The organism is Ruegeria sp. BB5, assembly GCF_056539405.1.
Window position 1 is genome coordinate 18,684 of record NZ_JBQFUX010000010.1, and the last position, 24,426, is coordinate 43,109.

General features: G+C 57.4%; 26 protein-coding genes. 8 read left to right on the forward strand and 18 right to left on the reverse strand.

Annotated elements, in window-relative coordinates; translation table 11 throughout:
• Window positions 1-50: 50 nt before the first annotated feature.
• Together rplA and rplK are read right to left on the reverse strand one after the other, a co-directional pair.
• A complete protein-coding gene (gene rplA, locus ACR0DL_RS18115; RefSeq protein WP_170350965.1) occupies window positions 51-749 on the reverse strand; it encodes a 50S ribosomal protein L1 in 699 nt (232 codons plus the stop codon).
• A 1-nt stretch (window position 750) separates the two neighbouring features.
• Window positions 751-1,200 carry a 50S ribosomal protein L11 gene (gene rplK / locus ACR0DL_RS18120; RefSeq protein WP_037314971.1) on the reverse strand — a complete coding sequence of 150 codons (450 nt, stop codon included), beginning with the start codon at window positions 1,198-1,200 and terminating at the stop codon, window positions 751-753.
• Window positions 1,201-1,513: 313 nt separating this feature from the next.
• Between rplK and ACR0DL_RS18125 the strand changes: the two genes are divergently transcribed.
• The 3 genes from ACR0DL_RS18125 to ACR0DL_RS18135 all read left to right on the forward strand — a co-directional run bounded on the left by ACR0DL_RS18125 (window position 1,514) and on the right by ACR0DL_RS18135 (window position 4,253).
• Complete coding sequence (locus ACR0DL_RS18125) at window positions 1,514-2,410, forward strand: sulfotransferase domain-containing protein (protein WP_480690621.1); 897 nt, start codon at window positions 1,514-1,516, stop codon at window positions 2,408-2,410.
• Window positions 2,411-2,640: 230 nt separating this feature from the next.
• Window positions 2,641-3,492 carry a hypothetical protein gene (locus ACR0DL_RS18130; protein ID WP_480690623.1) on the forward strand — a complete coding sequence of 284 codons (852 nt, stop codon included), beginning with the start codon at window positions 2,641-2,643 and terminating at the stop codon, window positions 3,490-3,492.
• On the forward strand, window positions 3,489-4,253 hold the full coding sequence (locus ACR0DL_RS18135; RefSeq protein ID WP_480690625.1) for a hypothetical protein: 765 nt from the start codon (window positions 3,489-3,491) through the stop codon (window positions 4,251-4,253). The genes ACR0DL_RS18130 and ACR0DL_RS18135 overlap by 4 nt, the downstream gene beginning before the upstream one ends.
• Before the next feature lie 123 nt (window positions 4,254-4,376).
• On the opposite strand, the gene nusG is transcribed toward ACR0DL_RS18135, so the two are convergent.
• The 7 genes from nusG to ACR0DL_RS18170 form a co-directional block, all read right to left on the reverse strand.
• Entirely contained in the window at window positions 4,377-4,910 is a 534-nt protein-coding gene (nusG, locus tag ACR0DL_RS18140) for a transcription termination/antitermination protein NusG (RefSeq protein ID WP_010440977.1), read from the reverse strand.
• Window positions 4,911-5,109: 199 nt separating this feature from the next.
• Window positions 5,110-5,307, reverse strand: a complete 198-nt coding sequence (gene secE, locus ACR0DL_RS18145; RefSeq protein WP_170350969.1) for a preprotein translocase subunit SecE — start codon at window positions 5,305-5,307, stop codon at window positions 5,110-5,112.
• Window positions 5,308-5,389: 82 nt separating this feature from the next.
• Window positions 5,390-5,548, reverse strand: a complete 159-nt coding sequence (gene ccoS / locus ACR0DL_RS18150; protein WP_170350970.1) for a cbb3-type cytochrome oxidase assembly protein CcoS — start codon at window positions 5,546-5,548, stop codon at window positions 5,390-5,392.
• Between the two features lie 5 nt (window positions 5,549-5,553).
• Window positions 5,554-7,731: a cation-translocating P-type ATPase gene (locus tag ACR0DL_RS18155; RefSeq protein WP_480690627.1), complete on the reverse strand. Its 2,178-nt coding sequence runs from the start codon at window positions 7,729-7,731 to the stop codon at window positions 5,554-5,556.
• A gap of 4 nt (window positions 7,732-7,735) precedes the next feature.
• Window positions 7,736-8,194: a FixH family protein gene (locus ACR0DL_RS18160; RefSeq protein ID WP_170350972.1), complete on the reverse strand. Its 459-nt coding sequence runs from the start codon at window positions 8,192-8,194 to the stop codon at window positions 7,736-7,738.
• Between the two features lies 1 nt (window position 8,195).
• On the reverse strand, window positions 8,196-9,623 hold the full coding sequence (gene ccoG / locus ACR0DL_RS18165) for a cytochrome c oxidase accessory protein CcoG (RefSeq protein WP_170350973.1): 1,428 nt from the start codon (window positions 9,621-9,623) through the stop codon (window positions 8,196-8,198).
• A gap of 101 nt (window positions 9,624-9,724) precedes the next feature.
• On the reverse strand, window positions 9,725-10,600 hold the full coding sequence (locus tag ACR0DL_RS18170; protein ID WP_170350974.1) for a LysR family transcriptional regulator: 876 nt from the start codon (window positions 10,598-10,600) through the stop codon (window positions 9,725-9,727).
• A gap of 100 nt (window positions 10,601-10,700) precedes the next feature.
• Here ACR0DL_RS18170 and ACR0DL_RS18175 point away from each other — a divergent pair, with 100 nt between their 5' ends.
• On the forward strand, window positions 10,701-10,838 hold the full coding sequence (locus ACR0DL_RS18175; protein WP_480690629.1) for a hypothetical protein: 138 nt from the start codon (window positions 10,701-10,703) through the stop codon (window positions 10,836-10,838).
• Window positions 10,839-10,974: 136 nt separating this feature from the next.
• Here ACR0DL_RS18175 and ccoP read toward each other — a convergent pair whose 3' ends face one another.
• The 4 genes from ccoP to ccoN are packed head-to-tail and all read right to left on the reverse strand — an operon-like array spanning window position 10,975 to window position 14,383.
• Window positions 10,975-11,838 carry a cytochrome-c oxidase, cbb3-type subunit III gene (gene ccoP / locus ACR0DL_RS18180; RefSeq protein WP_170350976.1) on the reverse strand — a complete coding sequence of 288 codons (864 nt, stop codon included), beginning with the start codon at window positions 11,836-11,838 and terminating at the stop codon, window positions 10,975-10,977.
• Window positions 11,835-12,020 (reverse strand): cbb3-type cytochrome c oxidase subunit 3, encoded by a 186-nt coding sequence (locus tag ACR0DL_RS18185; protein ID WP_170350977.1) that lies wholly within the window; start codon window positions 12,018-12,020, stop codon window positions 11,835-11,837. Before ACR0DL_RS18185 ends, ccoP begins: the two co-directional genes overlap by 4 nt.
• Window positions 12,021-12,032: 12 nt before the next feature.
• Window positions 12,033-12,761: a cytochrome-c oxidase, cbb3-type subunit II gene (gene ccoO, locus ACR0DL_RS18190; RefSeq protein ID WP_170350978.1), complete on the reverse strand. Its 729-nt coding sequence runs from the start codon at window positions 12,759-12,761 to the stop codon at window positions 12,033-12,035.
• Between the two features lie 14 nt (window positions 12,762-12,775).
• Window positions 12,776-14,383: a cytochrome-c oxidase, cbb3-type subunit I gene (ccoN, locus tag ACR0DL_RS18195; protein ID WP_170350979.1), complete on the reverse strand. Its 1,608-nt coding sequence runs from the start codon at window positions 14,381-14,383 to the stop codon at window positions 12,776-12,778.
• A gap of 195 nt (window positions 14,384-14,578) precedes the next feature.
• On the opposite strand from ccoN, the gene ACR0DL_RS18200 reads away from it, so the two are divergent.
• Window positions 14,579-15,418 carry a universal stress protein gene (locus ACR0DL_RS18200; RefSeq protein WP_170350980.1) on the forward strand — a complete coding sequence of 280 codons (840 nt, stop codon included), beginning with the start codon at window positions 14,579-14,581 and terminating at the stop codon, window positions 15,416-15,418.
• 38 nt (window positions 15,419-15,456) lie between these two features.
• On the opposite strand, the gene ACR0DL_RS18205 is transcribed toward ACR0DL_RS18200, so the two are convergent.
• Entirely contained in the window at window positions 15,457-15,708 is a 252-nt protein-coding gene (locus ACR0DL_RS18205) for a GlsB/YeaQ/YmgE family stress response membrane protein (RefSeq protein WP_170350981.1), read from the reverse strand.
• A gap of 74 nt (window positions 15,709-15,782) precedes the next feature.
• Window positions 15,783-16,526, reverse strand: a complete 744-nt coding sequence (gene fnrL, locus ACR0DL_RS18210) for a transcriptional regulator FnrL (protein WP_170350982.1) — start codon at window positions 16,524-16,526, stop codon at window positions 15,783-15,785.
• Window positions 16,527-16,587: 61 nt separating this feature from the next.
• Between fnrL and hemN the strand changes: the two genes are divergently transcribed.
• The 3 genes from hemN (at window position 16,588) to ACR0DL_RS18225 (ending at window position 20,626) form a co-directional block, all read left to right on the forward strand.
• Window positions 16,588-17,943, forward strand: coding sequence for an oxygen-independent coproporphyrinogen III oxidase (hemN, locus tag ACR0DL_RS18215; protein WP_480690631.1), 1,356 nt, complete (start codon window positions 16,588-16,590; stop codon window positions 17,941-17,943).
• 175 nt (window positions 17,944-18,118) lie between these two features.
• Complete coding sequence (locus ACR0DL_RS18220) at window positions 18,119-20,050, forward strand: elongation factor G (RefSeq protein ID WP_170378373.1); 1,932 nt, start codon at window positions 18,119-18,121, stop codon at window positions 20,048-20,050.
• Window positions 20,051-20,146: 96 nt separating this feature from the next.
• Window positions 20,147-20,626 (forward strand): DUF995 domain-containing protein, encoded by a 480-nt coding sequence (locus tag ACR0DL_RS18225; RefSeq protein ID WP_480690633.1) that lies wholly within the window; start codon window positions 20,147-20,149, stop codon window positions 20,624-20,626.
• A 28-nt stretch (window positions 20,627-20,654) separates the two neighbouring features.
• On the opposite strand, the gene ACR0DL_RS18230 is transcribed toward ACR0DL_RS18225, so the two are convergent.
• From ACR0DL_RS18230 to ACR0DL_RS18240, 3 genes are read right to left on the reverse strand one after another with little or no spacing between them, the layout of a single operon-like run.
• Window positions 20,655-22,232: an ABC transporter ATP-binding protein gene (locus ACR0DL_RS18230; protein ID WP_170378372.1), complete on the reverse strand. Its 1,578-nt coding sequence runs from the start codon at window positions 22,230-22,232 to the stop codon at window positions 20,655-20,657.
• The gene (locus tag ACR0DL_RS18235; RefSeq protein WP_480690635.1) at window positions 22,229-23,335 is read right to left on the reverse strand and encodes an ABC transporter permease; all 1,107 of its coding nucleotides are present in this window, start codon (window positions 23,333-23,335) and stop codon (window positions 22,229-22,231) included. Before ACR0DL_RS18235 ends, ACR0DL_RS18230 begins: the two co-directional genes overlap by 4 nt.
• The gene (locus tag ACR0DL_RS18240) at window positions 23,336-24,421 is read right to left on the reverse strand and encodes a microcin C ABC transporter permease YejB (protein ID WP_170350988.1); all 1,086 of its coding nucleotides are present in this window, start codon (window positions 24,419-24,421) and stop codon (window positions 23,336-23,338) included.
• Between the last annotated feature and the right edge of the window lie 5 nt (window positions 24,422-24,426).

Here is a 24,426-nt window from a genome sequence, read left to right on the forward strand (position 1 = left end):
CGGGTCGCATATGCAACCCGGGTTCTTTTTTCTAAGCGCTTGGCTGAGGCTTATTCGCCGGCCGCAGCCGCCACATCCAGAGTCACGCCGGGGCCCATGGTCGAGCTCAGCGCGATTTTCTTCATGTAGGTGCCTTTGGCGCCCGACGGCTTGGCCTTGGCCACGGCCGAGATGAAGGCACGGACGTTTTCGACCAGCTTGGCTTCGTCGAACGACGCTTTGCCAACGCCAGCGTGTACAACGCCGCCTTTTTCCGCCTTGAACTGAACTTCACCACCCTTGGCTGCTTCAACGGCCGCTTTCACGTCCATGGTAACAGTGCCGACCTTGGGGTTCGGCATCAGGTTGCGGGGGCCCAGAACTTTACCCAGACGGCCAACGATCGGCATCATGTCCGGGGTAGCAATGCAGCGATCGAATTCGATGGTGCCGCCCTGAATGGTTTCCATCAGGTCCTCTGCGCCGATGATGTCCGCGCCTGCTTCTTTCGCTTCGTCAGCCTTGGGGCCACGTGCGAACACAGCAACGCGCATCGCTTTGCCGGTGCCGTTCGGCAGGCCGACAACGCCACGAACCATTTGGTCCGCGTGACGGGTGTCAACGCCCAGGTTCAGAGCGATTTCGATGGTCTCGTCGAACTTCGAAGTGGCGTTGCCTTTGACCAGGGAAACAGCTTCTTCGACCGACAGGTTTTCCTTGCCAGCGACAGCTTCGCGCGCAGCGCGGGTACGTTTACCAAGTTTTGCCATCTTACTTCACCTCGATGCCCATAGAGCGGGCCGAGCCCAGGATGATCTGCATTGCGCCTTCGACGTCGTTGGCGTTGAGATCTTTCATTTTGGCTTCGGCGATTTCGCGAACCTGCTTACTGGTCACGGTTGCCACGGTCTCGCGACCTGGGTTTTCCGCGCCACGAGGGCGGTTACGCTTGCCGACCGGCTTCAGGCCAGCTGCTTTTTTCAGGTAGTAAGACGCGGGCGGCGTCTTGATGTCCATGGTGAAGGACTTGTCCTGATAATAGGTGATCACGGTCGGGCAAGGTGCGCCCTGCTCCATATCTGCGGTCTTGGCGTTGAACGCCTTGCAGAATTCCATGATGTTGATGCCGCGCTGACCCAGCGCCGGACCAACTGGCGGCGACGGGTTCGCCTGACCTGCAGGAACCTGCAGTTTCATTGTACCAGCAAGCTTCTTGGCCATTTGGTTTTCCTTTCAACGTAGATAGGACGCGTCCTACCCGGTTTATGTTGCGTGGTCCGATCCGGGATCGCGATCCCAGCAACCTCCCACGAGAGAATCTCGCCCGAAGACGATAGAGGCGGCATGTATAGGGGAATGGTGGGGTTGGCAAGAGGTTGGCGTTACAGTTTGGCATCACCGCTTTGGGCCCGAAACACGCGTACTCATCTCTGCCTGTCTCCTCAACTGCAAGACCGATTAGCGCCACAAATTCTTCCTCGGACTGGCGTTCTGTGGCAGACTGGCACTTTCAAGGCGCAGGAGGGATCGGAAAATGAACGGGTTTGGGTCGCCGAAGAAAACACGGGAGTTTCACAACCACCACTTTGACTCCTCCATGTGGAACGATTTCGAATTTCGTAATGACGATATCATCATCGCTACCTATGCAAAGTCTGGAACGACTTGGGTTCAGCAAATCGTCGCTCAGCTGATATTCAACGGCGCTGAAGACCTCGACGTCGCCGAGATGTCGCCGTGGCTTGACCTTCGGGTCCCGCCCAAAGAGGTCAAGTTACCAGCAGTCGAGTCGCAAACGCACCGACGCTTCTTAAAAACGCATTTACCGGTGGATGCGCTCGTTTTCTCAGAACAAGCCAAATACATATACATTGGGCGCGATGGGCGTGACGTAGTATGGAGCTTTCACAACCATCATTCGAACGCGAATGACACTTGGTATGAAACTCTGAATGATACGCCCGGCCGGGTAGGCCCACCGATCGAACGACCAACACGAGATACCGTTCAATACTTCAGGGAATGGCTGGAGAATGATGGTTACCCGATGTGGCCTTTCTGGGAAAATATTCGAACCTGGTGGGAGATTCGCGATCAGCCCAACGTGCAACTTATCCATTTCGAAGCGCTCAAACGCGACATGCCGGGGGAAATTCGTCGCATCGCAAATTTCCTGGACATCGAGATTGACGAAAGTCGTTGGGATGCGATCCTCACGCACTGTTCCTTTGACTACATGAAAGCACATGCAAGTAAATCCGTCCCTGGAGGCGGTATTTTTTGGGATGGCGGCGCAGAGACATTCATCCACCGCGGCGTGAACGGTCGTTGGCGTGAGATTCTCCCTGAAGAGGACAAAGCCCGCTATGAGGCTAGAGCCTTGGCGGAGCTCGGGCCGGAATGCAGCAGTTGGCTAGCCTTCGGAAAATAAGAGCATCACTGGCACCACCTCGTCGAAACCCACGAAAGGGCCATCATTTACGGAGGTCCAGAGAAGACAAACGATTGCCTCTATGTTCCCAATTACCTGATTGAGGCCCAATAACGCCTCAGCGAAGGTCGAGATTTGCGGAACAAATCAATTAATCCTAATACTTGAGTTGCTTAAGAAACGAAGGCGGGTATCTTGATGCAACTTGGACACAAATGAGGTGGTCAGGGATGGGGTCATCTCGACTTAACAAAGGACTGCTGATCTGTGTACTGGTCGCTATGCTGCCGGGTTGTGGCAGCAAGGCCGAAGACCAAAAAGCTCTGGATGCCGAAACCAACGCGGTCACAAAATCCAATTCGTCCGTAACGACAGGGATCGATCCAGCCACCTATGCCGGTCGCTTTCAAATCAAGCTGACAAAAGAAGTACCCCTGCGCGACATTCCGGTTCCCTTTACCGTTTACGGCGGTCTAGAAGAATCCAGCCCAACACGATTGCGGTTGAAGGCCTTCATGGATCTGCGTGGGCTACAGGAAAAGGCCCCTCAAATCCTGACTGGCCCTTTGGAAGAAACCTGTAAACGTCAGATTTACCTTGAGATCCGAGACGTTACCGCCATAGGTGACACCGTAAAGGTCGAAGGTTCCGCCCGCGCGCAGTTTACAAGGTGCAACCGGCGTGAAGAACCGGGCTTTCGTTATTTTGGAGCAACCGTAGACGCGGTCGCTGTCGCCAAGGCTGAGGTGAAAGGCCAATGCCTAACATTCAGCATCGAAAGCGCCGACCTCAGCCCGCGCGGGTTCATCGGCGCTGTTTCCAACCTCTTTGGTTTGACCAACCGCATCAACGACGCAGTTCTGGAAAAGGGTGGTGAGTTTCTGGCAGCCCATCCGGTTTGCCCGCCACTGCCCGACGAATTCTCTGTTCTCGAACCGATCTACGAATCAGGAGGCACCCGCGAAATCGCTCCGGGCGGGATGGGGGCGGCTGTTGTCGGATCTGCCGATGTCAGCGCCGGGACAATCGTCAAAGTTCTGAGTGGGCTGAAGGAACTTGGCGTATTGGAGTTTGCTGAATGAGACACTGGTTGATTTTCCCGGTCTTAATGGCAGCCGTTCTGGACGCCCGGGCACCAAGCGCGCAACAAGTGGACTTTGTCGTCGACGCGACATTGCCAGTTCGTGATACAGAGCTGCCCTATACGCTTGATCTGAACCTCGCCGCTGTTGCGCCGACACGGATCGGGGTGGGCGCCCTTCTTGATCTGCGTGAAATACAGAAGACTGTGCCTGAGCGACTGGCTGACAACGCAATAGTCGACAATTGCGGCCTGCAAGTCCGGCTGGATGACTTGAGTTTTGGGGCCCAAGGCGATGCGATTGATCTGGATGGGGATGTAACCATCACGATCTTTGAATGCAGCCGAACCAGTGAGCGCAATTTTCAACGGGGTGAGCAAAAAAAGGCTATCCTGGCGAACATGTCCACCGAAGCGACAGTCGAACTGCGTGACAATTGCGCCTATTTCAAACTCATTGATCTTACACTGACGGCCCCCGAAGAACAGCGAGAGCAACTTCTGGATGATGATACGCTGGACTCTGTAAAGGAACTGATGCTGGCCGCTGTAGATCTTGTATTGAACGATACCCCTTTGTGTCCGAAATTACCGGCAGAACTCGCGTCACTTGACCCGGTTTATGACAATGGCGGACCCAAAGAGATCGGAGAAGGTGGGCTTGGTGTCTTCCTTGAAGGATCGGTGGATGTCAGCCCTTCGACCATTCTCGATATTCTGACGGCCCTTCAACGGCAAGAACTGATCCCCGGCCCGCCGTAACTGCAAGGTGATCCTTGTCGTTGAGAAAACCACCTTGGACTTCTGAACTGACAACTGGTTCGCCAAAACAAAACGCCGCGGTGCTCGTGGCATCGCGGCCCTAAAATCTTGCTGAAGTAGCTATTAGCTCTGCTTCGTAACCTGCGTAAAGTCCAACTCGACCGGGGTCTCCCGACCGAAGATCGAGACCGATACCTTCAGCTTCTGGGCTTCGTCGTCGACACCCTCGACCATACCGTCGAAATCCTCGAACGGGCCGTCGTTGACTTTGACCTTCTCGCCCACTTCGAAGGTGATCATCAGCTTGGGCGCTTCTTCACCTTCCTGAACGCGGTTGAGGATCTGGTTCACTTCGGCATCGCGCATCGGCATCGGGCGGCCTTGCGGGCCCAGAAAGCCGGTGACGCGGTTGATCGAGTTCACAAGGTGATAGCCCTGATCGGACATTTCCATGTGCACCAACACATAACCGGGCATAAAGCGGCGTTCGGTCGTGACCTTCTTGCCCCGGCGCACTTCGATCACCTCTTCGGTGGGCACCAGAACTTCGTCGATATCGTCCTCAAGGCCCTGCTCGGCCACCGACGTGCGGATCTGCTCTGCGATCTTCTTTTCGAAATTCGAAAGAACGCTGACCGAGTACCACCGTTTCGCCATGAACCTGTCGTCCTTGTTTGCCTTCGGTGCGCTGGCAATGCCGCAAGCACCGTCATTGAAATTCTGTCACGTCACCCGGAATAAAAAGCGGCGCGCAGCCCGAATCGCCGCACGCCCATTCCGAATAGTACCGCGTCAACTACTCTGACATTGCGCGCTGTGCAAGGGGGCAGTGGCGTTTCAGCCCGCCCAAACCAGTTTAACTGAATGCACCCAGGATCAGTTGCAATCCGCCGCGAATGCCCAGATCAACCAACGCAAAGAACACGGCAGTCAGCGCCGCCATGATGAACACCATGACCGTGGTCAGCAGCACCTCACGCCGGGTCGGCCAAACGACCTTTGCAACTTCGGCGCGGACTTGCTGAATGAACTGGATCGGATTCATAGTTGCCATTTGGCTTGGTTCTCTCTGCTAGCGGATGAGCCGGACATAACCGGGCATTGCGGCAATTTCAAGAGCGCTTGATTGCCATGTGTCAGGGCTTGGGCTTGTCGTCCCATTCATCACTCAGGATGCGCCGAGAGTCACCCTCGGGGTCGTCATACTGGTTCGAGCGGACGGTATACACAAAGGCCACAAGTCCAACCCCGCCCAAAAACAGGGAAATCGGAATCAGATAGGCCAAAACTTCCATAGCAGCTACCTCAGACGCAGGGCGTTCAGGGACACGGTGATGGACGAGGTCGACATCGCCAGCGCCGCAATCAGAGGCGTGGCAAGCCCAGCCACCGCCAACGGCACCGCGATGATATTGTAAACGGTGGCAATACGAAAGTTCTCGCGAATCCGTTTGGTCGCCTTCACGGCCGTATCACAGGCATCGGCAATTGGGGCCAGATCATTACCCAACAGCACGATATCCGAGGCCACCCGCGCCGCGTCCAGCGCCGATGCGGGCGAGATCGACACATGCGCCGCTGCCAACGCGGCGGTATCGTTCAGACCGTCGCCGACCATTAGAACATGTCGGCCCTGATCGCTCAGCTCCTGCACACGCGCGGCTTTTTCTTGCGGCAAAGCCTGCGCGACCCAGTGTTCGATCCCCAACTTTTCAGCCAGCGCCTGAACCGCGCCTTCTGTGTCACCCGAAATCAGGATGACCTCTTTGCCTGCGTCGCGGAAGGCTTGAACCGCCTCGGCCGCGCCGGGGCGCAGACTGTCCGAATACTGGAAGCACACAGGCGCCTGCCCTGCGACGGACAACCATGCTGCGGTCTGATCACCCTCTTGCGCACCGGTCCACGCTGCCCGGCCCAGACGCACGCGCTGATCTCGATAGGTGCCTTCGGTGCCGTAACCCGGAACTTCGGTGATATCTTTCAGACGGGCCGGTTTGACCCCCGCATCGCGTGCCGCGGTGGTCAATGCAACGGACAGCGGGTGCGAGGATGCCTCGGACAGCGCCAAGGCCACTTCAAGATCAGCGCGGGCATGATCGCCCAGGTTGATCAGTTCGGGCGTGCCCGAGGTCAGCGTACCGGTTTTGTCGAACACCACCGTATCCACCTCGGCCAGACGTTCCAGGGCAGTGGAATGTTTGATCAGCATCCCCTTGCGGAACAATCGCCCCGAGGCTGCCGTTGTCACCGCAGGCACCGCCAGCCCCAACGCACAGGGGCAGGTGATGATCAACACCGCAGCTGCAATGTTCAGCGCGGTGCGGATATCGCCGGAATAGATGTACCAACCGAGAAAGCTGAGTGCCGCTAGGATGTGTACACCCGGCGCATAAAGCTTGGCCGCCTTGTCCGCCAACGAGGTATAGCGCGACCGGCCCGATTCAGCGATGGCGACCAGATCGGCCATACGGTGCAGCGACGTATCCTCACCCACCGCTGTCGCCCGAATGGTAAGGGGGCCAGTCAGATTAACCTCACCAGCGCTGACTGCCATGCCCGCTTGCGCAAAAACAGGCAGGGTTTCCCCGGTCAACAGGGACCGATCAAGCTCTGACTGCCCCGACACAATTTCGCCGTCCACCGGCATACGCCCACCGGGCCGGACAAGGATCAGATCGCCAACTGCAAGGGTGGCTACAGCCACTTCTTCCTCGACACCGTCGACCAGGCGGATGGCGCGCGGTACTTCTAGTGCGGTCAGTTCTTCGGCCGCGGATCGGGCGGCATCGCGGGTGCGGTAATCCAGATACCGCCCCGCCAGCAGGAAGAAGGTCAGCGTCAGAGCGGCATCGAAATAAGCGTGTTTGCCGCTGAGCGCGGTTTCCCAAAGCGATGTGATCAGCGCCAGCAGGATGGCTAAAACAATCGGAACATCCATGTTCAGACGTTTGACCCGCAGGGCGCTCCAGGCGTTGGCAAAAAAGGGCTGCGCCGAAAAGGCTATGGCTGGCAACGCAATGGCCGCGGAAATCCAGTGGAACATATCGCGCGTGGCATCCGATGCGCCCGACCAGACCGACACCGACAGCAACATCACGTTCATCGAAGCGAAACCGGCCACCGCCAGCCGCATCAACAGATCGCGACCGGCCTTATTGGCCTGCGTCGCTGACAACGAACCGGGGTCCAGCTCGTGCGCCTCATAGCCCGCCCGTTCCAATACAGGAATAAGATCGGCTGCACGCAGATCAGGCGACGCTTTGACCATCGCTCGCTTGAGTGTCAGGTTCACCCGCGCGTCCTCGACCCCCGGATAGGCGTTCAGTTCCCGTTCGACCGTGGCAATACAAGCCGAGCAATGAATGCCCGGCAACGACAACGCAATCTGAGCATCCTGCGGGATGGGCCGCACCGGTTCCGCCGGGCTGGCGATACAACCGGGGCAGGCCGCAGTGCCGGATGTGAACTGCGTCGTCATCCCATCACCCTTTTACGTACAACGGCACACGCTGGGCAAACTCTGCACCCGCGCTATCCTTGGCAACCAGCCGTATGTTCCAGTTGCCTTTGCCCAACGATACCGGCGTTGCATAGGCCTGACCGTCAAAGATAAATTCGGGCGAGAAATCATCTTCGACATGGGTGGCGCGACCCACAACCGCCTGCAACTCGGCCACTTCGACCGGAGCTCCGGTTTTGTCAGTGATATGCAGGATCAACAAGCCGCCAGACATTTCGGCACGAATGGTCCAACCCAGCGCCTGATGTTCCTTCAGACGGTCGTTGAACTCCTGACTGGCGACATAAGAGTTTTTGACCTCAAGCCCCGGAAAGGTTTTGACCGCGCTATAGGCCAGTACAAGGTTTACGGCTATAATCACGCCAAACGCGGCGACGAAAATGGCCAGAGCGTGCTTACCGGTAAATTGACGCTCGGCCATACTAGTTCCCTCGTCCGTTGAAAGTAGTGTCTTTATAGGCGCGTTCACCGCTTTCCAGATCCTCGACCCAGATGCGCACCGAGGTTGCATCCGCAGCCGCCGGCCCGGTGTCGCCCGCAGAAACGATGTAGACGCGGGTCAATTGTGCCGTATCTGCCGTGACATTGACAATCTCACCTTCGACGCCCTCGATCTGGATCTGCAAGGCCGGATCACCCGCGAGGGACAATTGGAACGCCCGGTCCTCACCATGCTTGTTACGCAGGCGCACATCATAGGTATTGCGGATTGTTCCGTCGGACAAAGTGACAAATGTCGGGTTGCGCACGGGCGCCACGGTCAGATCAATATCGGACCGGATAAACAGTGCAAACAACAGCGCAAGGCCAACCAGGGCCCACAAAGCCGTATACAGGATCGTCCGCGGACGCAGGATGTGTTTCCAGACGTTGATGGGTTGCTCGCCTGCCCGTTCATGAGCTTCGTCGCTCAGCGCCATATAGTCGATCAGGCCACGCGGCTTGCCGATCTTGGCCATCATGTCATCGCAAGCGTCGATGCACAGCGCGCAGGTGATGCATTCCATCTGCTGCCCGTCGCGAATGTCGATCCCAACCGGGCAAACATTCACGCAAGCCATGCAGTCGATGCAGTCGCCCAGCTCAGAATCGGTAGTACGCTTACCCTTGCCGCGCGGTTCGCCCCGCCATTCGCGGTACCCGACGACCAGAGTGTCCTCATCCATCATAGCGGCCTGAATACGTGGCCACGGGCAAGCATAAATGCAAATCTGCTCGCGGGCGAAGCCGCCAAAAAAGAACGTCGTACCTGTTAAGATCAGGACCGTTGTATAGGCAACCGGATGAGCGTTTCCAGTGACCAGATCCCGCATCAGCGTAGGGGCATCGGCAAAATAGAACACCCAGGCCCCGCCGGTTGCCAGACCGATCAGAAACCACGCCGTCCATTTCGTGATACGCAGGCGCGCCTTGCGGAAGTCCAGCTTTTCCTGCCGGTGCAGTCGCAATCGGGCGTTGCGATCGCCTTCGATCCAGCGCTCAACCAGAATGAACAGGTCCGTCCACACCGTCTGCGGGCAAGCATAGCCGCACCACACGCGCCCCAGCGCAGAGGTAAACAGAAACAGGCCCAGACCGGCCATGATCAACAGGCCTGCCACGAAATAAAACTCATGCGGCCAGATTTCGATCCAGAAGAAGTAAAAACGCCGGTTCGCCAGATCCAGCAGCACCGCCTGATCCGGCAGGCTGGGGCCGCGGTCCCATCTGATCCAGGGCGTTACATAATAGATGCCAAGCGTAACCGCGAGGATGATCCATTTCAGGTTTCGAAATGGCCCGGACACGCGCCGGGGAAAGATCGGCTCCCTTGCAGCGTAAAGGCTGGGGGCAGGGTCGGAATCGCTCACAAGCAGGCTCCAGATGTGGCTGTCTTTTAGGCGTCTTTTTCCAGATCACAAAAGCAGTCACTTTGACATGGGTCAAAAGCGCATCACGCAGACACCTTTTGTCACACCATACCAGCTTGCCGCCTGAGCCAGCTAACAAAAATTTTGACAGCCGGGCGCAGTGGCGCATCCCCTGTCACAATGTGGTATCCACGCGCGCCAGGTTCGCGAAACAACTCGATGATGCGACCCGCCTGAATATCAGCTTCGACAAAATGTCGCGCCGTGAATGTCACCCCCTGACCAGCGCGCAGCCCCTCAAGCACCAGATTGCCGGGCAACAAGATTCGCCCAGCCCGCGGGCCGTGTTCAACCCCGCGGCGGGCCAGCCACGATGTTGCCTCTGTAGTTCCAAGCTCTTCCAACCAAGGCAGTTGGCTAAGCTCATCCGGCGTAATGGTTTCCCGGCCTCCCAGTAGCGACGGCGCAGCAACTATCACGATCGGACTTTGCAACAGAGGCTCTGCATTCACCCCCTGCCAGTATCCATCCCCGTATCGGATCGCCACATCCACACCACCCGGACGCAGACTGGCAAGGTCAGGCGAAGGGTCCAGTGCCAGGGGTATATCAGGATACTCGGCCTGAAACGCCGGCAAGCGGGGCATCAGCCAGGACGCGGCAAAAGATGCCGTCAAGGATACATGAACCGGGCGATCTTCGGCGATATGCGTCAGATCCGCTACGGCTGCCCCGATCGCGCCAAAACCCAGATGTAAGGCGCGGGCCAGCTTTTCACCCTCGACCGTCAACGTCATGGACTTACCGCTGCGGTCCAGCAGGGTCACCCCAAGGTGTTTTTCCAACGCGCGCAATTGCTGGCTGATGGCAGCGTGGCTGACATTTAACAGGACCCCGGCCTGCACCACATTTCCTGCTTCCGCAAAGGCATGAAAAGCCTTCAGCGATGCAAGGGGTGGCATTGTCATCCAGTTCATATGTAAGCCTAGGTTACATTACCCAATGGCAATTGAGTCGCATATTCCTCGACAAACATCAATCCTGAGTGCAATCAGACCCAACTTAAGGAGAGATCAGATGCTATCGATTCTTGCACGTACATTCATGGTCGCCACCCACACGGATGGGCTAACGACACCGCAAAACCGGGAAAACCGTCCCGAGGGCAATTGGTGGAAGAGAACCACGCGCGTCACACGTTCCCGTGCGAAATGACGGGCCCTCTGGACCCGATCAAAACAGAGAACTAATCTGAACTTGTAGCACCGGCTGTTCAGGAAACGCGCGAACAGATGGAACAGCCGGTGCCTAACCTTCGGGCGGCGAAACGTCCGAAGGTATTCTTTTGCCGTTACTGACCGCCACCCAATTGGTGGACATAAGCTGTGACCGCGCGAATCTGCGCGTCGGTCAGACGGTTTTCCCAGGATGGCATCACGCCAAAGCGGCTGTTGGTGACCGTTTCGGTCAAAGCCTCTTCGCTGCCGCCATAAAGCCAGATGGCATCGGTCAGGTTCGGTGCGCCCTGAGTGATATCACCGGTGCCGTCTTCGCCATGACATGCTGCGCAGTTGTCCTCGAAAACAACTTTGCCCGCCTGCGCCGCCGCATCATCAGTCTGAGCGTTGGTCAGCGACATGACATACTGCACCACCTGAGTGATTTCGTCCTGTTCCAGAATCTCGCCAAAGGCCGGCATCTCGGAATAGCGCGCGTCGTCGCTTTCTTCGTTGCGAATACCATAGGCAACGGTCATCTCGATATCCTCAAGCGACCCTCCCCACAGCCAGGCATCGTCCAGCAAGTTCGGGAAACCCGGCGCACCCTGCGCGCCCGAGCCGTGACACTGCGCACACCAGGTACGGAACACCGCACCGCCTGCGTTCACCGCGTATTGCTGCAACTCGGCATCTTTCGAGATATCCTCCAGCGGCGTTTCAATCAGCTTGGTGTTCCACGGCGCATTGGCCTCCTCGAACGAGATCATCTCTTCCTGCACAAGTGCTCGAGAAGACCATCCCATGACACCAGCCGTTGCAGACCGAACCAACGGCCAAGCCGGATACATGATCGTATAGATCACGCCCCAAACAATGGTTGCGTACAAGACCCACAGCCACCAGCGCGGCATCGGATTGTCAAATTCCTCAATTCCGTCCCAGCTGTGGCCGGTGGTATTCGGATCACCCGGCTGTTTTTCAGGTGTTTTGCTCATTTCCTCGCCTCCTTGACTTCGGCGGGTTTATCTTGATGCCGGAAAGGGATGTTGGCGGTATCCTTGTATTCTTTGCTGGCACCCGGGCGGAAAACCCAGATCACGATGCCTACAAAGAAGGCAAACAGCACAAGTAACATCCAGCTATCCGCGAACTGCCGTAAGAGAGTATATTCTTCCATCACACCCTCCTGTTATCGGCTTGCGTCCGGGGTGAAGGTCGAGAAATCAACCAACGTGCCCAGCATCTGAAGGTAAGCAACGAGCGCATCCATCTCGGTCAACTCAGATTGACCATCGAAATTGCGGACATTGACCTTGTCGCCATAGCGTTCCAGCAATCCGTCATAGTCGCTGTCCGGATCCGCCTGCGCCCGGAAATCCGCCTGTGCCTGCTCGAGCATCTCGTCTGTGTACGGCGTGCCGACCACAGAATTGGCAGCCATGACATCACCGATATACTTACCGTCGATCTTCCGATGCTCGAGGAAGCCATATTTCGGCATCACCGATTCAGGCACAACCGATTGCGGATCACGCAGGTGGTCCACCTGCCACTGGTCCGAATAACGGCCACCGACACGAGCGATATCTGGCCCGGTACGCTTGGAGCCCCACTGGAACGGGTGATCATACATCGATTCAGCCGCCAGCGAGTAGTGACCATAGCGCTCAACCTCGTCCCGCATCGGGCGGATCATCTGACTGTGGCAGACATAGCACCCTTCGCGGATGTAGATGTCACGCCCGGCCAATTCGAGGGGGGTGTATGGGCGCATGCCCTCTACCTTCTCGATGGTGTTCTCAAGATAGAACAGCGGGGTGATTTGTACGATGCCACCGATGGTCACGACCAGAAAGCTGAAGATCAGCAGGAGGGTCGCGTTGGTCTCGAGGATCTTATGTTTGTCGAGAATTGCCATTGCTCCGGCCCTCCTTATTCAGCCGGGACCGCGACGGACAGGCTGGCCTCTTTGGCCGGCGCTTTCCGCACAGTCATCCACAGGTTGTAGCACATGATCAGCGAGCCAGCGACGAACATCACGCCACCCAAAGCACGCACCACATACATCGGGAACTTGGCAGCCACGGTGTCGGCGAACGAGTTCACCAGGAAGCCGTTGGCATCCACTTCACGCCACATCAGACCTTCCATGATGCCGGTGACCCACATCGACGCGGCGTAAAGCACGATGCCGATGGTAGCGAGCCAGAAGTGCCAGCTGACCATCTGCAGCGAATACAGACGCTCACGCTTCCAAAGGACTGGAACGAGGAAGTACAGCGCACCAAAGGTGATCATGCCATTCCAGCCCAGCGCGCCTGAATGCACGTGACCGATGGTCCAGTCGGTGTAGTGCGACAGCGAGTTCACTGCACGGATCGACATCATCGGGCCTTCAAAGGTGGACATGCCGTAGAAGCCGACCGAGATCACCATCATCCGAATAACCGGGTCAGTGCGCAGCTTGTCCCATGCACCCGACAGGGTCATCAGACCGTTGATCATTCCACCCCAGGACGGCATCCACAGCACGATCGAGAACACCATGCCCAGCGTCGAGGCCCAGTCAGGCAGCGCGGTATAATGCAGGTGGTGCGGACCGGCCCAGATATACAGGAAGATCAGAGCCCAGAAGTGGATGATCGACAGCTTATAGCTGAATACCGGACGCTCGGCCTGTTTCGGGATGAAGTAATACATCATTCCCAGGAAACCCGCGGTCAGGAAGAAGCCCACAGCATTGTGGCCGTACCACCACTGGATCATGGCATCCTGCACACCAGACCAGACGATAACCGATTTCGAACCCCAGATGCTGACCGGGATGGTCATGTTGTTGACCAAGTGTAGCATCGCAACGGTGACGATAAAGGCCAGGTAGAACCAGTTCGCCACGTAAATGTGGGGTTCTTTCCGCCTGACGATCGTTCCAAGGAAAACGGCCAGATAAGCAACCCATACGACGGTCAGCCAAAGGTCAACATACCATTCAGGCTCGGCATATTCTTTGGACTGAGTACCACCCAGTACGTAGCCGGTTGCTGCCAGTACAATGAACAGCTGATAGCCCCAGAACACGAACCACGCCAGATTGCCGCCCCACAGCCGCGCGGCGCTGGTGCGCTGCACCACATAGAACGAGGTTGCGATCAAGGCGTTACCGCCAAAGGCAAAGATCACCGCCGATGTGTGCAGCGGACGCAAACGACCAAAGTTCAGATAGCCCTGCGCCCATTCGAAGTTCAGCGCTGGAAAAGCCAGCTGAAACGCGATGAAAGTCCCTGCAAGGAACCCGACCACACCCCAAAAGGCAGTTGCGATCACGCCATAGCGGATCACGCCATCCATGTATTCACCCGAACGGTCTACAAGAATATCTGGCTCGTCGGTGTTTCTAAGCGTCCAGATGAACAAACCACCGGCGATCAGCATCACCAGAATCGAATGCACCTGATACGCCAAATCGCGTGCATAGTTGGACCCGATCGCAGTGAACACCACAACCAGACCAAGCACGATCAGCTTGATGTAATTTGACATATTGCGTCCCTTTGCCATGCCCCACGTGATTCTTGTATATCGCAGGACCCTTTTGACTGGTTGCCGTTTTGTCGAACGGCGGCCAGAATTACTTTGATCTGTGTCAAGACAATACACTGATTTCTGTGACAATCGTAAACTGACAACTGGGCCATAGGGCCGCAGGTACATGAGCCTGAAAGACAAGAGGTCAAAATGGCATACAAATCTCTTCTCACGGTGATGACAGACACGAACCACAGTGACGCGCCTCTGGCCCAGATGGCCGCTCTGACTGCTTCGCAAGACGCGCATGCCGAGGCTTTGTGTCTGGGCGTCGACCGCAGCCAGACGGGATATTACTACGCCGGCGCAAACGCCCTGATACTTCAGGAAACACTGAGCCGCGCGAATGCCGAAGCCGAAGAGGTACTGGCCTATGCCAAAGACTATCTGGGCAAGACTGGAATCCGCTGGTCCGCCGAAAGCGGTGTTGCCCAGATCTCGGATATCGGGCGCCACGTGGCGCACCGCGCGCGGTTTTCCGATCTTGTCATTCTCCCGCAACCTTACGGACCTGACCGCGACGCCGAGGCCGAACCCATTGTCGAAGCTGCCATGTTCGAAGGTCACGCGCCTGTTCTAGTCGTTCCTGACGATGCAACCCCTTTCGCACGACCGGGCAACATCCTGATCGGCTGGAACGAGAGCGTCGAGGCCATGCGGGCCATCCGCCGCGCCCTGCCGTTTCTGACGCAAGCCGATCTGGTGCGCATCGTCGTGATTGATCCGCCGCGCCACGGCCCCGACCGCTCGGACCCTGGTGGGATGCTGTCGCAGATGCTGGCCCGCCATGGCGTGAAATGCGAAATCGACGTGCTGAGCAAGACCATGACGCGGGTATCCGATATCCTGAACCGCCACGCCGCAGATACCGAGGCAGACATGATCGTGATGGGGGCCTATGGGCACTCGCGGTTCCGCGAAGCCATTTTGGGCGGCGCGACACGGAACATGTTGGAACAAGCCACAGTACCGGTGTTCCTGGCTCACTAGTATAGGCCGTTACAGAAAACCGCCTCCTGGGGCGGTTTTTACTTTTTCACCAATCCGATCAGGAACAGCAGGATGATCGCGCCGATGGTGGCAAAGAAAATAGATGAAAAGACACCACCGCCCACAGCAAAGCCCAGCGCGGGAAAGATCAGACCGGCCAGAAACGCGCCGACGATGCCGACGATGATATTGCCCATCAGGCCAAAGCCGCGGCCTTCCATGATCTTGCCCGACAGCCACCCGGCGATCGCGCCGATGAACAGCATCGCCAGAATGCTACTGAATCCCATGACTTACTCCTGAGGTCTGCTTCAAATGACCCCAGTTAAACATGGCCAGCCGATCCAGTCACGCTGCAAGCGTGTCAGACCAGAAAACCTCCATCCGAGTCGTCGCCTGCCTCTTCCATCAGGCGGCCCATATCCGGAATCGTCACGTGGCGTTTGCCTTCCAACGTGATGACCTGATCCTTTTTCAGGGCCGAGATCTGCCGACTGACTGTTTCCAGCGTCAGCCCAAGGTAGTCCGCCATCGCCTCGCGGGTTAGCGGAAGGTCAAACACGATCGGCCCCGTGTTTCCCTTTTGATTGATCGACGCATCGCGCCGGGCGATAATCGACAGCAGGCTGGCAATCTTTTCTCGCGCAGTCTTGCGCCCCAGCACCAACATCCACTCGCGCGCGGCGTCCAGCTCGTCCAGCGTCATTTGCAACAGCCGGTGTGCAATATGCGGGGTATTGCTCATCAAGTCTTCGAACGGCTTCTTGCGAAAACAACACATGACCAGATCGGTTGTTGCCAGCACATCATATGGCGCAGAATCGCGGCCTGGCCGCCCGACGAAATCACTGGGCAGCAAAAGGCCGACCATTTGGGTGCGACCGTCTTCCATTGTCTGGGTCAGCGAGGCGATGCCTGACACGACAGAGCCCACAAAATTCATCTGATCCCCCGACCAGATGATCGTCTGACCCGCCTCAAAACTGCGATAGTATTTAATGCCTTCAAGCTCTACCAGCTCGTTCGCATCACAGTGGGCGCATACTGCACGATGCCGGATGGGGCAATCTCCGCAGTTTGTATGGTCGAATTTGAGTATCGGTGTCATGCACGTTTCCACTTGATCTCGGTCAAAGCATCTAGACGGTCCGTCCCTTAAAGCTATCGCCATGATAGTGAAACCACAATTGGCCAAGCTTGGACTATTTGACGCGAAAGTCCCGCGTTATACAAGCTATCCCACCGCCCCCCACTTCAGCAATGACGTGGGGTCAAGCCTTTATTCCGACTGGATTTCCGGCCTGAAGCCGGGCAGCGAGGTGTCGTTGTACATCCATGTCCCGTTCTGCCGCAGGCTGTGCTGGTTCTGCGCCTGCCGCACGCAGGGCACGCAAACCGACAACCCGGTGATTGCCTATGTGGACGTTCTGAAAGCCGAGCTTGACCTGCTGGCTGAACGCCTGCCCGAGGGAATTACCCTGTCGCGCCTGCATTGGGGTGGCGGCACGCCAACCCTGTTGAACGCGGATCTGATGCGGGATCTGGCCGCGCGGATTCTGGATGTCGTACCGCTGGGCCCGAATGCCGAGTTCTCGGTCGAGATCGACCCGAACGAGATTGATGAGGCCCGTCTGGACGCATTGGCCGAGGCCGGGATGAACCGCGCCTCAATCGGGGTGCAGGATTTCGACGACGAAATTCAGAAGACCATCGGGCGTATCCAAAGCTATGACGTCACACGCAAAGCCGTGGACATGATCCGCGCCCGTGGTATCAGCAGCCTGAATGCGGATATCCTGTATGGCCTGCCGCACCAGACCAAATCGCGGATGACGGAAAGCGTGCAGAAACTTCTGTCGCTCAGCCCGGATCGTGTCGCGCTATACGGTTATGCCCATGTGCCATGGATGGCCAAGCGGCAGCAACTGATCCCCTCAGATGCCCTGCCGACCCCCGAAGAACGTCTTGATCTGTTCGACACCGCCCGCCGCCTGTTCATGTGGGATGACTATGCCGAGATCGGCATTGACCATTTCGCCACGCAGGATGACGGCCTGACCCATGCGCTGAAGGCCGGGCAGCTAAAGCGGAACTTCCAGGGCTATACCGACGATCAGGCCGAGGTTCTGATCGGGGTTGGTGCCAGCTCTATCTCGCGCTTTCCGCAAGGCTATGCCCAGAATGCGCCCGCAACATCTGCCCATACCAAGGCGATTCGCGAAGGGCGGTTCTCGACCTCACGCGGGCACTTGTTCAAAGGGCAGGACGTTCTGCGCGCCCGGCTGATCGAAGCGCTGATGTGCGATTTCCAGATCAATACAGCCGAGATTCTGCGCAATCACGACATCACCGGGCCAGAGTTGCAGGCTATATATCAGGCTGCCAATTCAGCCTTTGACGGCCTGCTGCGGATCACCGAAGATGGCTTGTTCATCCCGCCCGAGGCCCGGCCGCTGACCCGCATGATTGCCCGCAGCTTTGACGCCTATGACCTGAGCTTGGCCGGCCACAGTTCGGCAATCTGACATCAAGGCAGGTCAGGGCTTGACGCGGCGGGTCGGTTTTTTCCACACTTGCAGGGCGGGCGGAACCCGCCCGCACCCGAGGCAGGCCCAATACCAGACAGTTCGCGCCAACGCATTTGCGTAAGGCTATCCCTTTCGTGCAGCCGATCTGCAATTTGAAAGAGGGACAGCACCCATGCGCGTTTTCACCGTCCTCGGCCCCAGCCAATCGGGCAAAACCACTCTGGTCGAGGCCATCAGCCGCCTCGACGGCCGGTCCACCACATTCGACGTATCCGGAACCGTGCATTTGCACGGTTTTTCTTATTTAGACGAACCCTGGTGCGCCATTGATGTCGATGGCGGCGGCGATAATCTGGCCTATGTCGGCCCTGCCATGGCAATCTCGGACGCCGCCGTGGTGGTCGTGCCGCCCGACCCACTGGCTGCCGTTCTGTGCGCCCCATATCTGCGACTGGTCGAAGAGGCTGGCATTCCCTGCTTCCTGTTCATCAACCGTATGGACAACCCCAATGGCCGGATTCGCGACATCATTGCGGCGTTGCAGACCTATTGCACCCACCACATCGCTCTGCGTCAGGTGCCGATCCGCGAGGGCGACACGATCGTCGGTGCGGTTGATCTGATCTCGGAGCGGGCCTGGAAATATCAGGAAGGCCAGCCCTCAGCCCTGATCGAATTGCCGCAATCGGTCGAGGACCGCGAACAGGAGGCCCGCACGGAATTGTTGGAAACCTTGTCAGATTTCGACGACAACTTGCTTGAGCAACTGATCGAAGACAAGCAACCGCCCAGCGCCGAGGTTTACGATCTGGCCGCACAAGTGCTGCAGAACCACCAGCTGATACCCGCCTGTTTGGGCGCGGCCAGCCATGGAAACGGGCTGACTCGTTTGATGAAAGCCCTGCGGCACGAGGCCCCGGAGTTTGACATAGCCGCCGGGCGAGACGAAGCGGCAGAAAACGCCCGCGCGATCGCTGGCTTCGCGGATGTAAAAAAACATATCGGCAAGATCGTCGTTCTGCGCGGGCTGGGCGCAGGTGTGAAAGCGCATGAGAATCTGGGCGGCGAAACCGTCGGCAACCTGACTACGCTGGACGCCAAGACACAGATTGCCGAGCTACCAGCTGGGCAAATTGGGCTCGCCGTGAAATCCGATCACCTAAATCCCGGCAATCTCTATGACAGTTCTTCGGCGACCCCTCTGCCCGAATGGGCCGGCTCCCACCCGGCAGCGCATCGTCAGATCGTGTCGCCCACCCATGAGCGAGACGACGTGCGCCTGTCTAACGCACTAACCCGTCTGGTCGAGATCGACCCCGGCCTGCATTTGGAACAGGACGAACTTAGCGGTCATGCAATTCTGGGTTCACAAGGTCCGCAACACATGCGTCGTGTCACCGCCAAACTAGATGAGGATTTCGGGATCGAGATTACTGCCGACGCGGTCGAGACCGCTTATCGCGAAACCATTCGCGCACCCGTCGAACACCGTCACCGCCACCGCAAACAATCTGGTGGGGCTGGACAGTTCGCAGACGTAGTAATCTCGGTTGCGCCAATGCCGCGGGGTTCGGGGTTCCAGTTCGAGGAAATCGTAAAGGGGGGCGCGGTGCCCAAGAACTATATTCCATCGGTCGAACACGGCGCCAAGGATGCGTTGGTGCAGGGGCCCGAGGGCTTTCCAGTGGTGGATGTGAAAGTCACGCTTAGCGATGGCAAGCACCACAACGTGGACAGCTCGGACTATGCCTTCCGTACCGCAGGCAAGAATGCTGTGCGTGAAGCCCTGCCACAGGCCAAACCAGTGGTCCTGCAGCCGATCCTGAGTGCCGAAATCCACCTGCCGTCGGATTTTGTAGGCGACCTGGTTCCGACCATAAGTTCGCTGCAAGGCCAGGTTCTGGGCTTTGAAGGTAATCCCAACGCCTCAGGCTGGGAGATCTTCAACGCCCAATTGCCCGCCGTGGCCGAGGACGAGTTGCACCGAACCCTCGCCAGTGCCACACGTGGCACCGGTTGGGTCAAGCTGAACTTTGATCACTATGAAGAGCTGCGCGGACCACTTCCGAAAAGTGCAGCGCGCGAGGCCGCCAACGCACAGTGAAATTCTCAAAAAACCTCTGACCGGCACCCCGGTCAGAGAATACACAGGAGGGCCGCCCCGCATTTCAGGTTTGTTATTTAAAGAGGAGCCGTAGTTATGGCGTATTCAACAACCGTCCTGACGACATTTGTAGTCGCGGCCATTTTTCTGGCTGCCGGGGAAAGCGTTGCCAAAGGGAAACCCAAAGGCGCAAAACGCACTGACCCACAAACGATAGCTCAACTCTATTCCGGCAAGACAACAAATTGGAGACTTGGAGGGTCGTTCTATTGGGCACCTAACGGCACCTTACAGGGGATAGGGCAAAAAGAAGGCGCCGTTGGCATTGGGCGATGGTACGTCACAAACAGAGGTAAACTGTGTAACGAGACTGACTGGTACTGGTTCGAAAACGGTGCGAGGCAATACAAACGTTTCGAAGAATGTTGGGAGTTTGTGACAGCCCCGGACGGAACAATCTGGGAGAGGTTTATCCCTGAGAAGTCAAACTGGTATCGCCACAGTATCCGTTCGCAAGTCAGAGGCAACCCGCACCAAAGAAAGTTCAACAAATTGAAGGAAGATCTGGGTCTATAACCCTTTGCCGCGCGGGTAGGTACTCACCCTACCCCGCTGCCGCAATCAGTTCACGGGTATAATCTGTCTGAGCATTTTCGAACAAATCTTCAGCCGCACCCATTTCGATGACATCTCCGTTCCGCATGACAATCACCTTGTGAGACATCGCCCGGACCACCTTCAGGTCGTGGCTGATGAACAGATAGGCCAGCCCGTATTTTCGCTGAAGATTGCGCAAAAGATCAACGATCTGCACCTGCACCGTCATGTCTAGTGCGCTGGTCGGTTCGTCCAGTACCAGTAGCTTGGGCCGCAACACCATGGCGCGCGCTATCGCGATACGCTGACGCTGTCCGCCCGAGAATTCATGCGGGTATCGGTCCATTGCCGCCGGGTCCAACCCCACTTCGGTCATCACCTCGGCCACCAATTCGCGCGGGGCACGGTGGGGGTCGACCTTATGGATCGCCAAGCCCTCGGCAATGATCTGCATGCAGGTCATCCGCGGGCTAAGGCTGCCAAACGGGTCCTGGAACACGATCTGCATGTCTTTGCGCAACCGCCGCAACTCTCGCGTGGACCAGCGGCGCACGTCCTGTTCGCGGAAAGTGATGGCGCCTTCGGACGCAATCAGGCGCATGATCGCCAGCGCCAGCGTCGTCTTACCAGACCCGCTTTCACCGACAATGCCTACCGTCTCGCCCGCGCGCACGCTAAGCGTGGCGTCGTTCACTGCCTTCACATGGCCCACGGTCCGTTTCAAAAACCCGCGCTGGATCGGGAACCAGACCTTCAGGTGATCGGTACGGGCGACCTCTTCGGCCTCGGGGGCGACGGGGTCGGGATGACCCGAGGGCTCGGCCCCCAGCAGTTTCTGCGTATAAGGGTGCTGCGGGTTGTTGAAGATCTCGGCAGTGGCGCCGGTCTCGACGATCTCACCATCCTTCATCACGCAAACCCGGTCGGCGATGCGCCGCACAATTCCCAGATCATGGGTGATGAACAGCATCCCCATATTCTCGGACTTTTGCAGCTCGGCCAACAACTCCAGAATCTGAGCCTGAATGGTCACGTCCAGGGCAGTTGTCGGTTCATCCGCGATCAGAATGTCGGGCTTGTTGGCCAGCGCCATTGCGATCATGACCCGCTGCCGCTGCCCACCGGACAACTGGTGTGGATAGCTGTCCAACCGATCCTGCGGATCACGAATCCCCACCTTGGTCAGCAGTTCGACAATACGTGTGCGTGCCGCATCCCCGCTCAGACCCTGGTGCAGGGCCAGCGATTCTGCCATCTGCTTTTGGATTGTGTGCAGCGGGTTCAACGAGGTCATCGGTTCTTGAAAAATAAAGCTGATATCATTGCCGCGCACGTCCATCAGCTTGTCTTGCGAAGCGCCGATCATCTCATCACCGTCATAGGTGACCGAACCTTCGACGATAGCACTGTCCCCCAGCAACGACACGGTGGACAATGCCGTAACCGACTTGCCTGATCCGGATTCCCCCACAAGTGCGACGGTTTCCCCCCGGTCCACGGTGAACGAAACACCTTTGACCGCCGCGCTCACCTGCCCGTCCTGCTTGAACGAGACCTTGAGGTTGTTCACATCCAAAAGGCTCATGAGAAGGTCTTTCTGGGGTCAAACGCATCGCGAACGCCTTCAAAGATGAAGACCAGCAGCGATAGCATGATGGCAAAGGTGAAGAACGCAGTGAAGGCCAGCCACGGCGCCTGCAGGTTTTGTTTCGCCTGCAAGGTCAATTCCCCCAGCGACGGCGCCGAAGACGGCAAGCCAAAGCCCAAGAAATCCAGCGAGGCCAATCCGCCAATGGTGCCAGTGACGATGAACGGCATGAATGTCAGCGTCGCAACCATCGCGTTGGGCAGCATGTGGCGGAACATGATCGTCATGTTGCCCACGCCCAACGCCCGTGCCGCGCGGACATATTCCAGATTGCGCGCGCGCAGGAATTCGGCCCGGACAACGCCGACCAATCCGGTCCAACTGAACAGGATCATCAACGCCACCAGCAGCCAGAAACTTCGACCCAGAATGGCGAACATGATGATGATCACGTACAGCGATGGGGTGGCCGACCAGATCTCGATGATGCGCTGAAAGACCAAATCCAACCAGCCGCCGAAAAAGCCCTGAATTGCACCGGCGAAAATGCCAATCAGGCTGGCGGCCCCTGTGACCATCAATGTGAACAGGATCGACAAGCGGAAGCCATAGATGACCCGAGCCAACACATCGCGCTTGGTGTCATCGGTTCCCAACAGGTTCTGCCCATTGGGCGGCAGCGGTGCGGCCCCCGGACGATCCACACTGGTGTTGAAGGAATATGGAATCAGCGGCCAGATCGCCCAACCGCGTTCAAACCCCTCGGCCTGAAAGGTCCCGTCTTTTATTTCGTCAATGATCCCTTCGGGATCGTCGAAACATTCCTCAAGCCCGCCGCTGTCGATCAGGCATTTCACTTCGGGGTCGCGATAGATCGCTTCGGTTTGGAAATCCCCGCCGAATTCAGTTTCCGGGTAAAAATTGAAGATCGGCGTATAAAACTCGCCCCGATATTTCACCAGGATCGGCTTGTCGTTCGCGATGAACTCGGCAAACAGCGAGATACCGAACAGTACCGAGAAGATGATCAGCGACCAAAAAGCCCGGCCATTGCGCCGGAAATTACGCCACCGGCGCTGATTGAGGGGGGAAAGCGCCATTTACCCCTCCCGCTTTTCGAAATCGATGCGCGGGTCGACCAGCACATACATCAGATCGCTGACGATACCGACGACAAGACCCATCAGGCCGAAGATGAACAGCGTGCCAAAGATCACCGGGTAGTCGCGGGCGACAGCTGCCTCGAACCCCAGACGGCCCAGACCATCGAGTGAGAAGATCGTCTCGATGATGATCGAACTTCCGAAGAAGACGCCAATGAACACCGCCGGGAAGCCTGCAATCACGATCAGCATGGCATTGCGGAACACGTGGCCATACAACACCCTGCCCTCGCTCAAACCTTTTGCGCGAGCGGTCATGACATATTGCTTTTTGATCTCATCCAGAAACGAGTTTTTGGTAAGCAGCGTCAGCGTCGCAAAGGCGGAAATCGTCAGGGCAATGACCGGTAGTGTGATGTGCCAGAAATAATCCGCGATCTTGCCAATCAGGCTAAGGCTGTCCCAATTGTCCGAGGTCAGCCCCCGCAGCGGGAAGATTTGCCAGTAGGACCCACCGGCAAACAGCACCAGCAGCAGGATCGCAAACAGGAAGCCGGGAATGGCATAGGCCACAATGATGGTGCCACTGGTCCAGGTATCGAACTTTGAACCATCCTTGACCGCCTTGCGAATACCCAGCGGGATCGACACCAGATAGGCAATCAATGTGGACCACAGGCCCAGCGAGATTGAAACGGGCATTTTTTCCAGCACTAGATCAATCACGCTGATCGAGCGAAAATAACTCTCGCCGAAATCCAACGTCATGTAGTTGCCCAACATGTCAAGGAACCGTTCGACCGGAGGTTTGTCGAATCCAAATTCCTTTTCCAACTCTTCGATAAATTCGGGCGGCAATCCGCGCGCGCCGATATAGCGGTCATTCACGCTGCTGGTTTGCTGCTCGATATCGCTGCCGCCGCCTGCGATGCCTTCGAACACGTCACCGCCCCCTTGCATCTGGGCGATCATCTGTTCAATCGGACCACCGGGGACAAACTGAACCAGCGTGAAATTGACGATCATGATCCCAAGCAATGTGGGGATGACCAGCAACAGGCGTCTTAGAATATATGCTCCCATGGGGG

Coding starts and splice junctions, on each gene's coding strand:
- rplA (WP_170350965.1), bottom strand. CDS start 749: ATGGCAAAACTTGGTAAACGTACCCGCGCTGCGCGCGAAGCTGTCGCT.
- rplK (WP_037314971.1), bottom strand. CDS start 1,200: ATGGCCAAGAAGCTTGCTGGTACAATGAAACTGCAGGTTCCTGCAGGT.
- ACR0DL_RS18125 (WP_480690621.1), top strand. CDS start 1,514: ATGAACGGGTTTGGGTCGCCGAAGAAAACACGGGAGTTTCACAACCAC.
- ACR0DL_RS18130 (WP_480690623.1), top strand. CDS start 2,641: ATGGGGTCATCTCGACTTAACAAAGGACTGCTGATCTGTGTACTGGTC.
- ACR0DL_RS18135 (WP_480690625.1), top strand. CDS start 3,489: ATGAGACACTGGTTGATTTTCCCGGTCTTAATGGCAGCCGTTCTGGAC.
- nusG (WP_010440977.1), bottom strand. CDS start 4,910: ATGGCGAAACGGTGGTACTCGGTCAGCGTTCTTTCGAATTTCGAAAAG.
- secE (WP_170350969.1), bottom strand. CDS start 5,307: ATGGCAACTATGAATCCGATCCAGTTCATTCAGCAAGTCCGCGCCGAA.
- ccoS (WP_170350970.1), bottom strand. CDS start 5,548: ATGGAAGTTTTGGCCTATCTGATTCCGATTTCCCTGTTTTTGGGCGGG.
- ACR0DL_RS18155 (WP_480690627.1), bottom strand. CDS start 7,731: ATGACGACGCAGTTCACATCCGGCACTGCGGCCTGCCCCGGTTGTATC.
- ACR0DL_RS18160 (WP_170350972.1), bottom strand. CDS start 8,194: ATGGCCGAGCGTCAATTTACCGGTAAGCACGCTCTGGCCATTTTCGTC.
- ACR0DL_RS18170 (WP_170350974.1), bottom strand. CDS start 10,600: ATGAACTGGATGACAATGCCACCCCTTGCATCGCTGAAGGCTTTTCAT.
- ACR0DL_RS18175 (WP_480690629.1), top strand. CDS start 10,701: ATGCTATCGATTCTTGCACGTACATTCATGGTCGCCACCCACACGGAT.
- ccoP (WP_170350976.1), bottom strand. CDS start 11,838: ATGAGCAAAACACCTGAAAAACAGCCGGGTGATCCGAATACCACCGGC.
- ACR0DL_RS18185 (WP_170350977.1), bottom strand. CDS start 12,020: ATGGAAGAATATACTCTCTTACGGCAGTTCGCGGATAGCTGGATGTTA.
- ccoO (WP_170350978.1), bottom strand. CDS start 12,761: ATGGCAATTCTCGACAAACATAAGATCCTCGAGACCAACGCGACCCTC.
- ccoN (WP_170350979.1), bottom strand. CDS start 14,383: ATGTCAAATTACATCAAGCTGATCGTGCTTGGTCTGGTTGTGGTGTTC.
- ACR0DL_RS18200 (WP_170350980.1), top strand. CDS start 14,579: ATGGCATACAAATCTCTTCTCACGGTGATGACAGACACGAACCACAGT.
- ACR0DL_RS18205 (WP_170350981.1), bottom strand. CDS start 15,708: ATGGGATTCAGTAGCATTCTGGCGATGCTGTTCATCGGCGCGATCGCC.
- fnrL (WP_170350982.1), bottom strand. CDS start 16,526: ATGACACCGATACTCAAATTCGACCATACAAACTGCGGAGATTGCCCC.
- hemN (WP_480690631.1), top strand. CDS start 16,588: ATGATAGTGAAACCACAATTGGCCAAGCTTGGACTATTTGACGCGAAA.
- ACR0DL_RS18220 (WP_170378373.1), top strand. CDS start 18,119: ATGCGCGTTTTCACCGTCCTCGGCCCCAGCCAATCGGGCAAAACCACT.
- ACR0DL_RS18225 (WP_480690633.1), top strand. CDS start 20,147: ATGGCGTATTCAACAACCGTCCTGACGACATTTGTAGTCGCGGCCATT.
- ACR0DL_RS18230 (WP_170378372.1), bottom strand. CDS start 22,232: ATGAGCCTTTTGGATGTGAACAACCTCAAGGTCTCGTTCAAGCAGGAC.
- ACR0DL_RS18235 (WP_480690635.1), bottom strand. CDS start 23,335: ATGGCGCTTTCCCCCCTCAATCAGCGCCGGTGGCGTAATTTCCGGCGC.
- ACR0DL_RS18240 (WP_170350988.1), bottom strand. CDS start 24,421: ATGGGAGCATATATTCTAAGACGCCTGTTGCTGGTCATCCCCACATTG.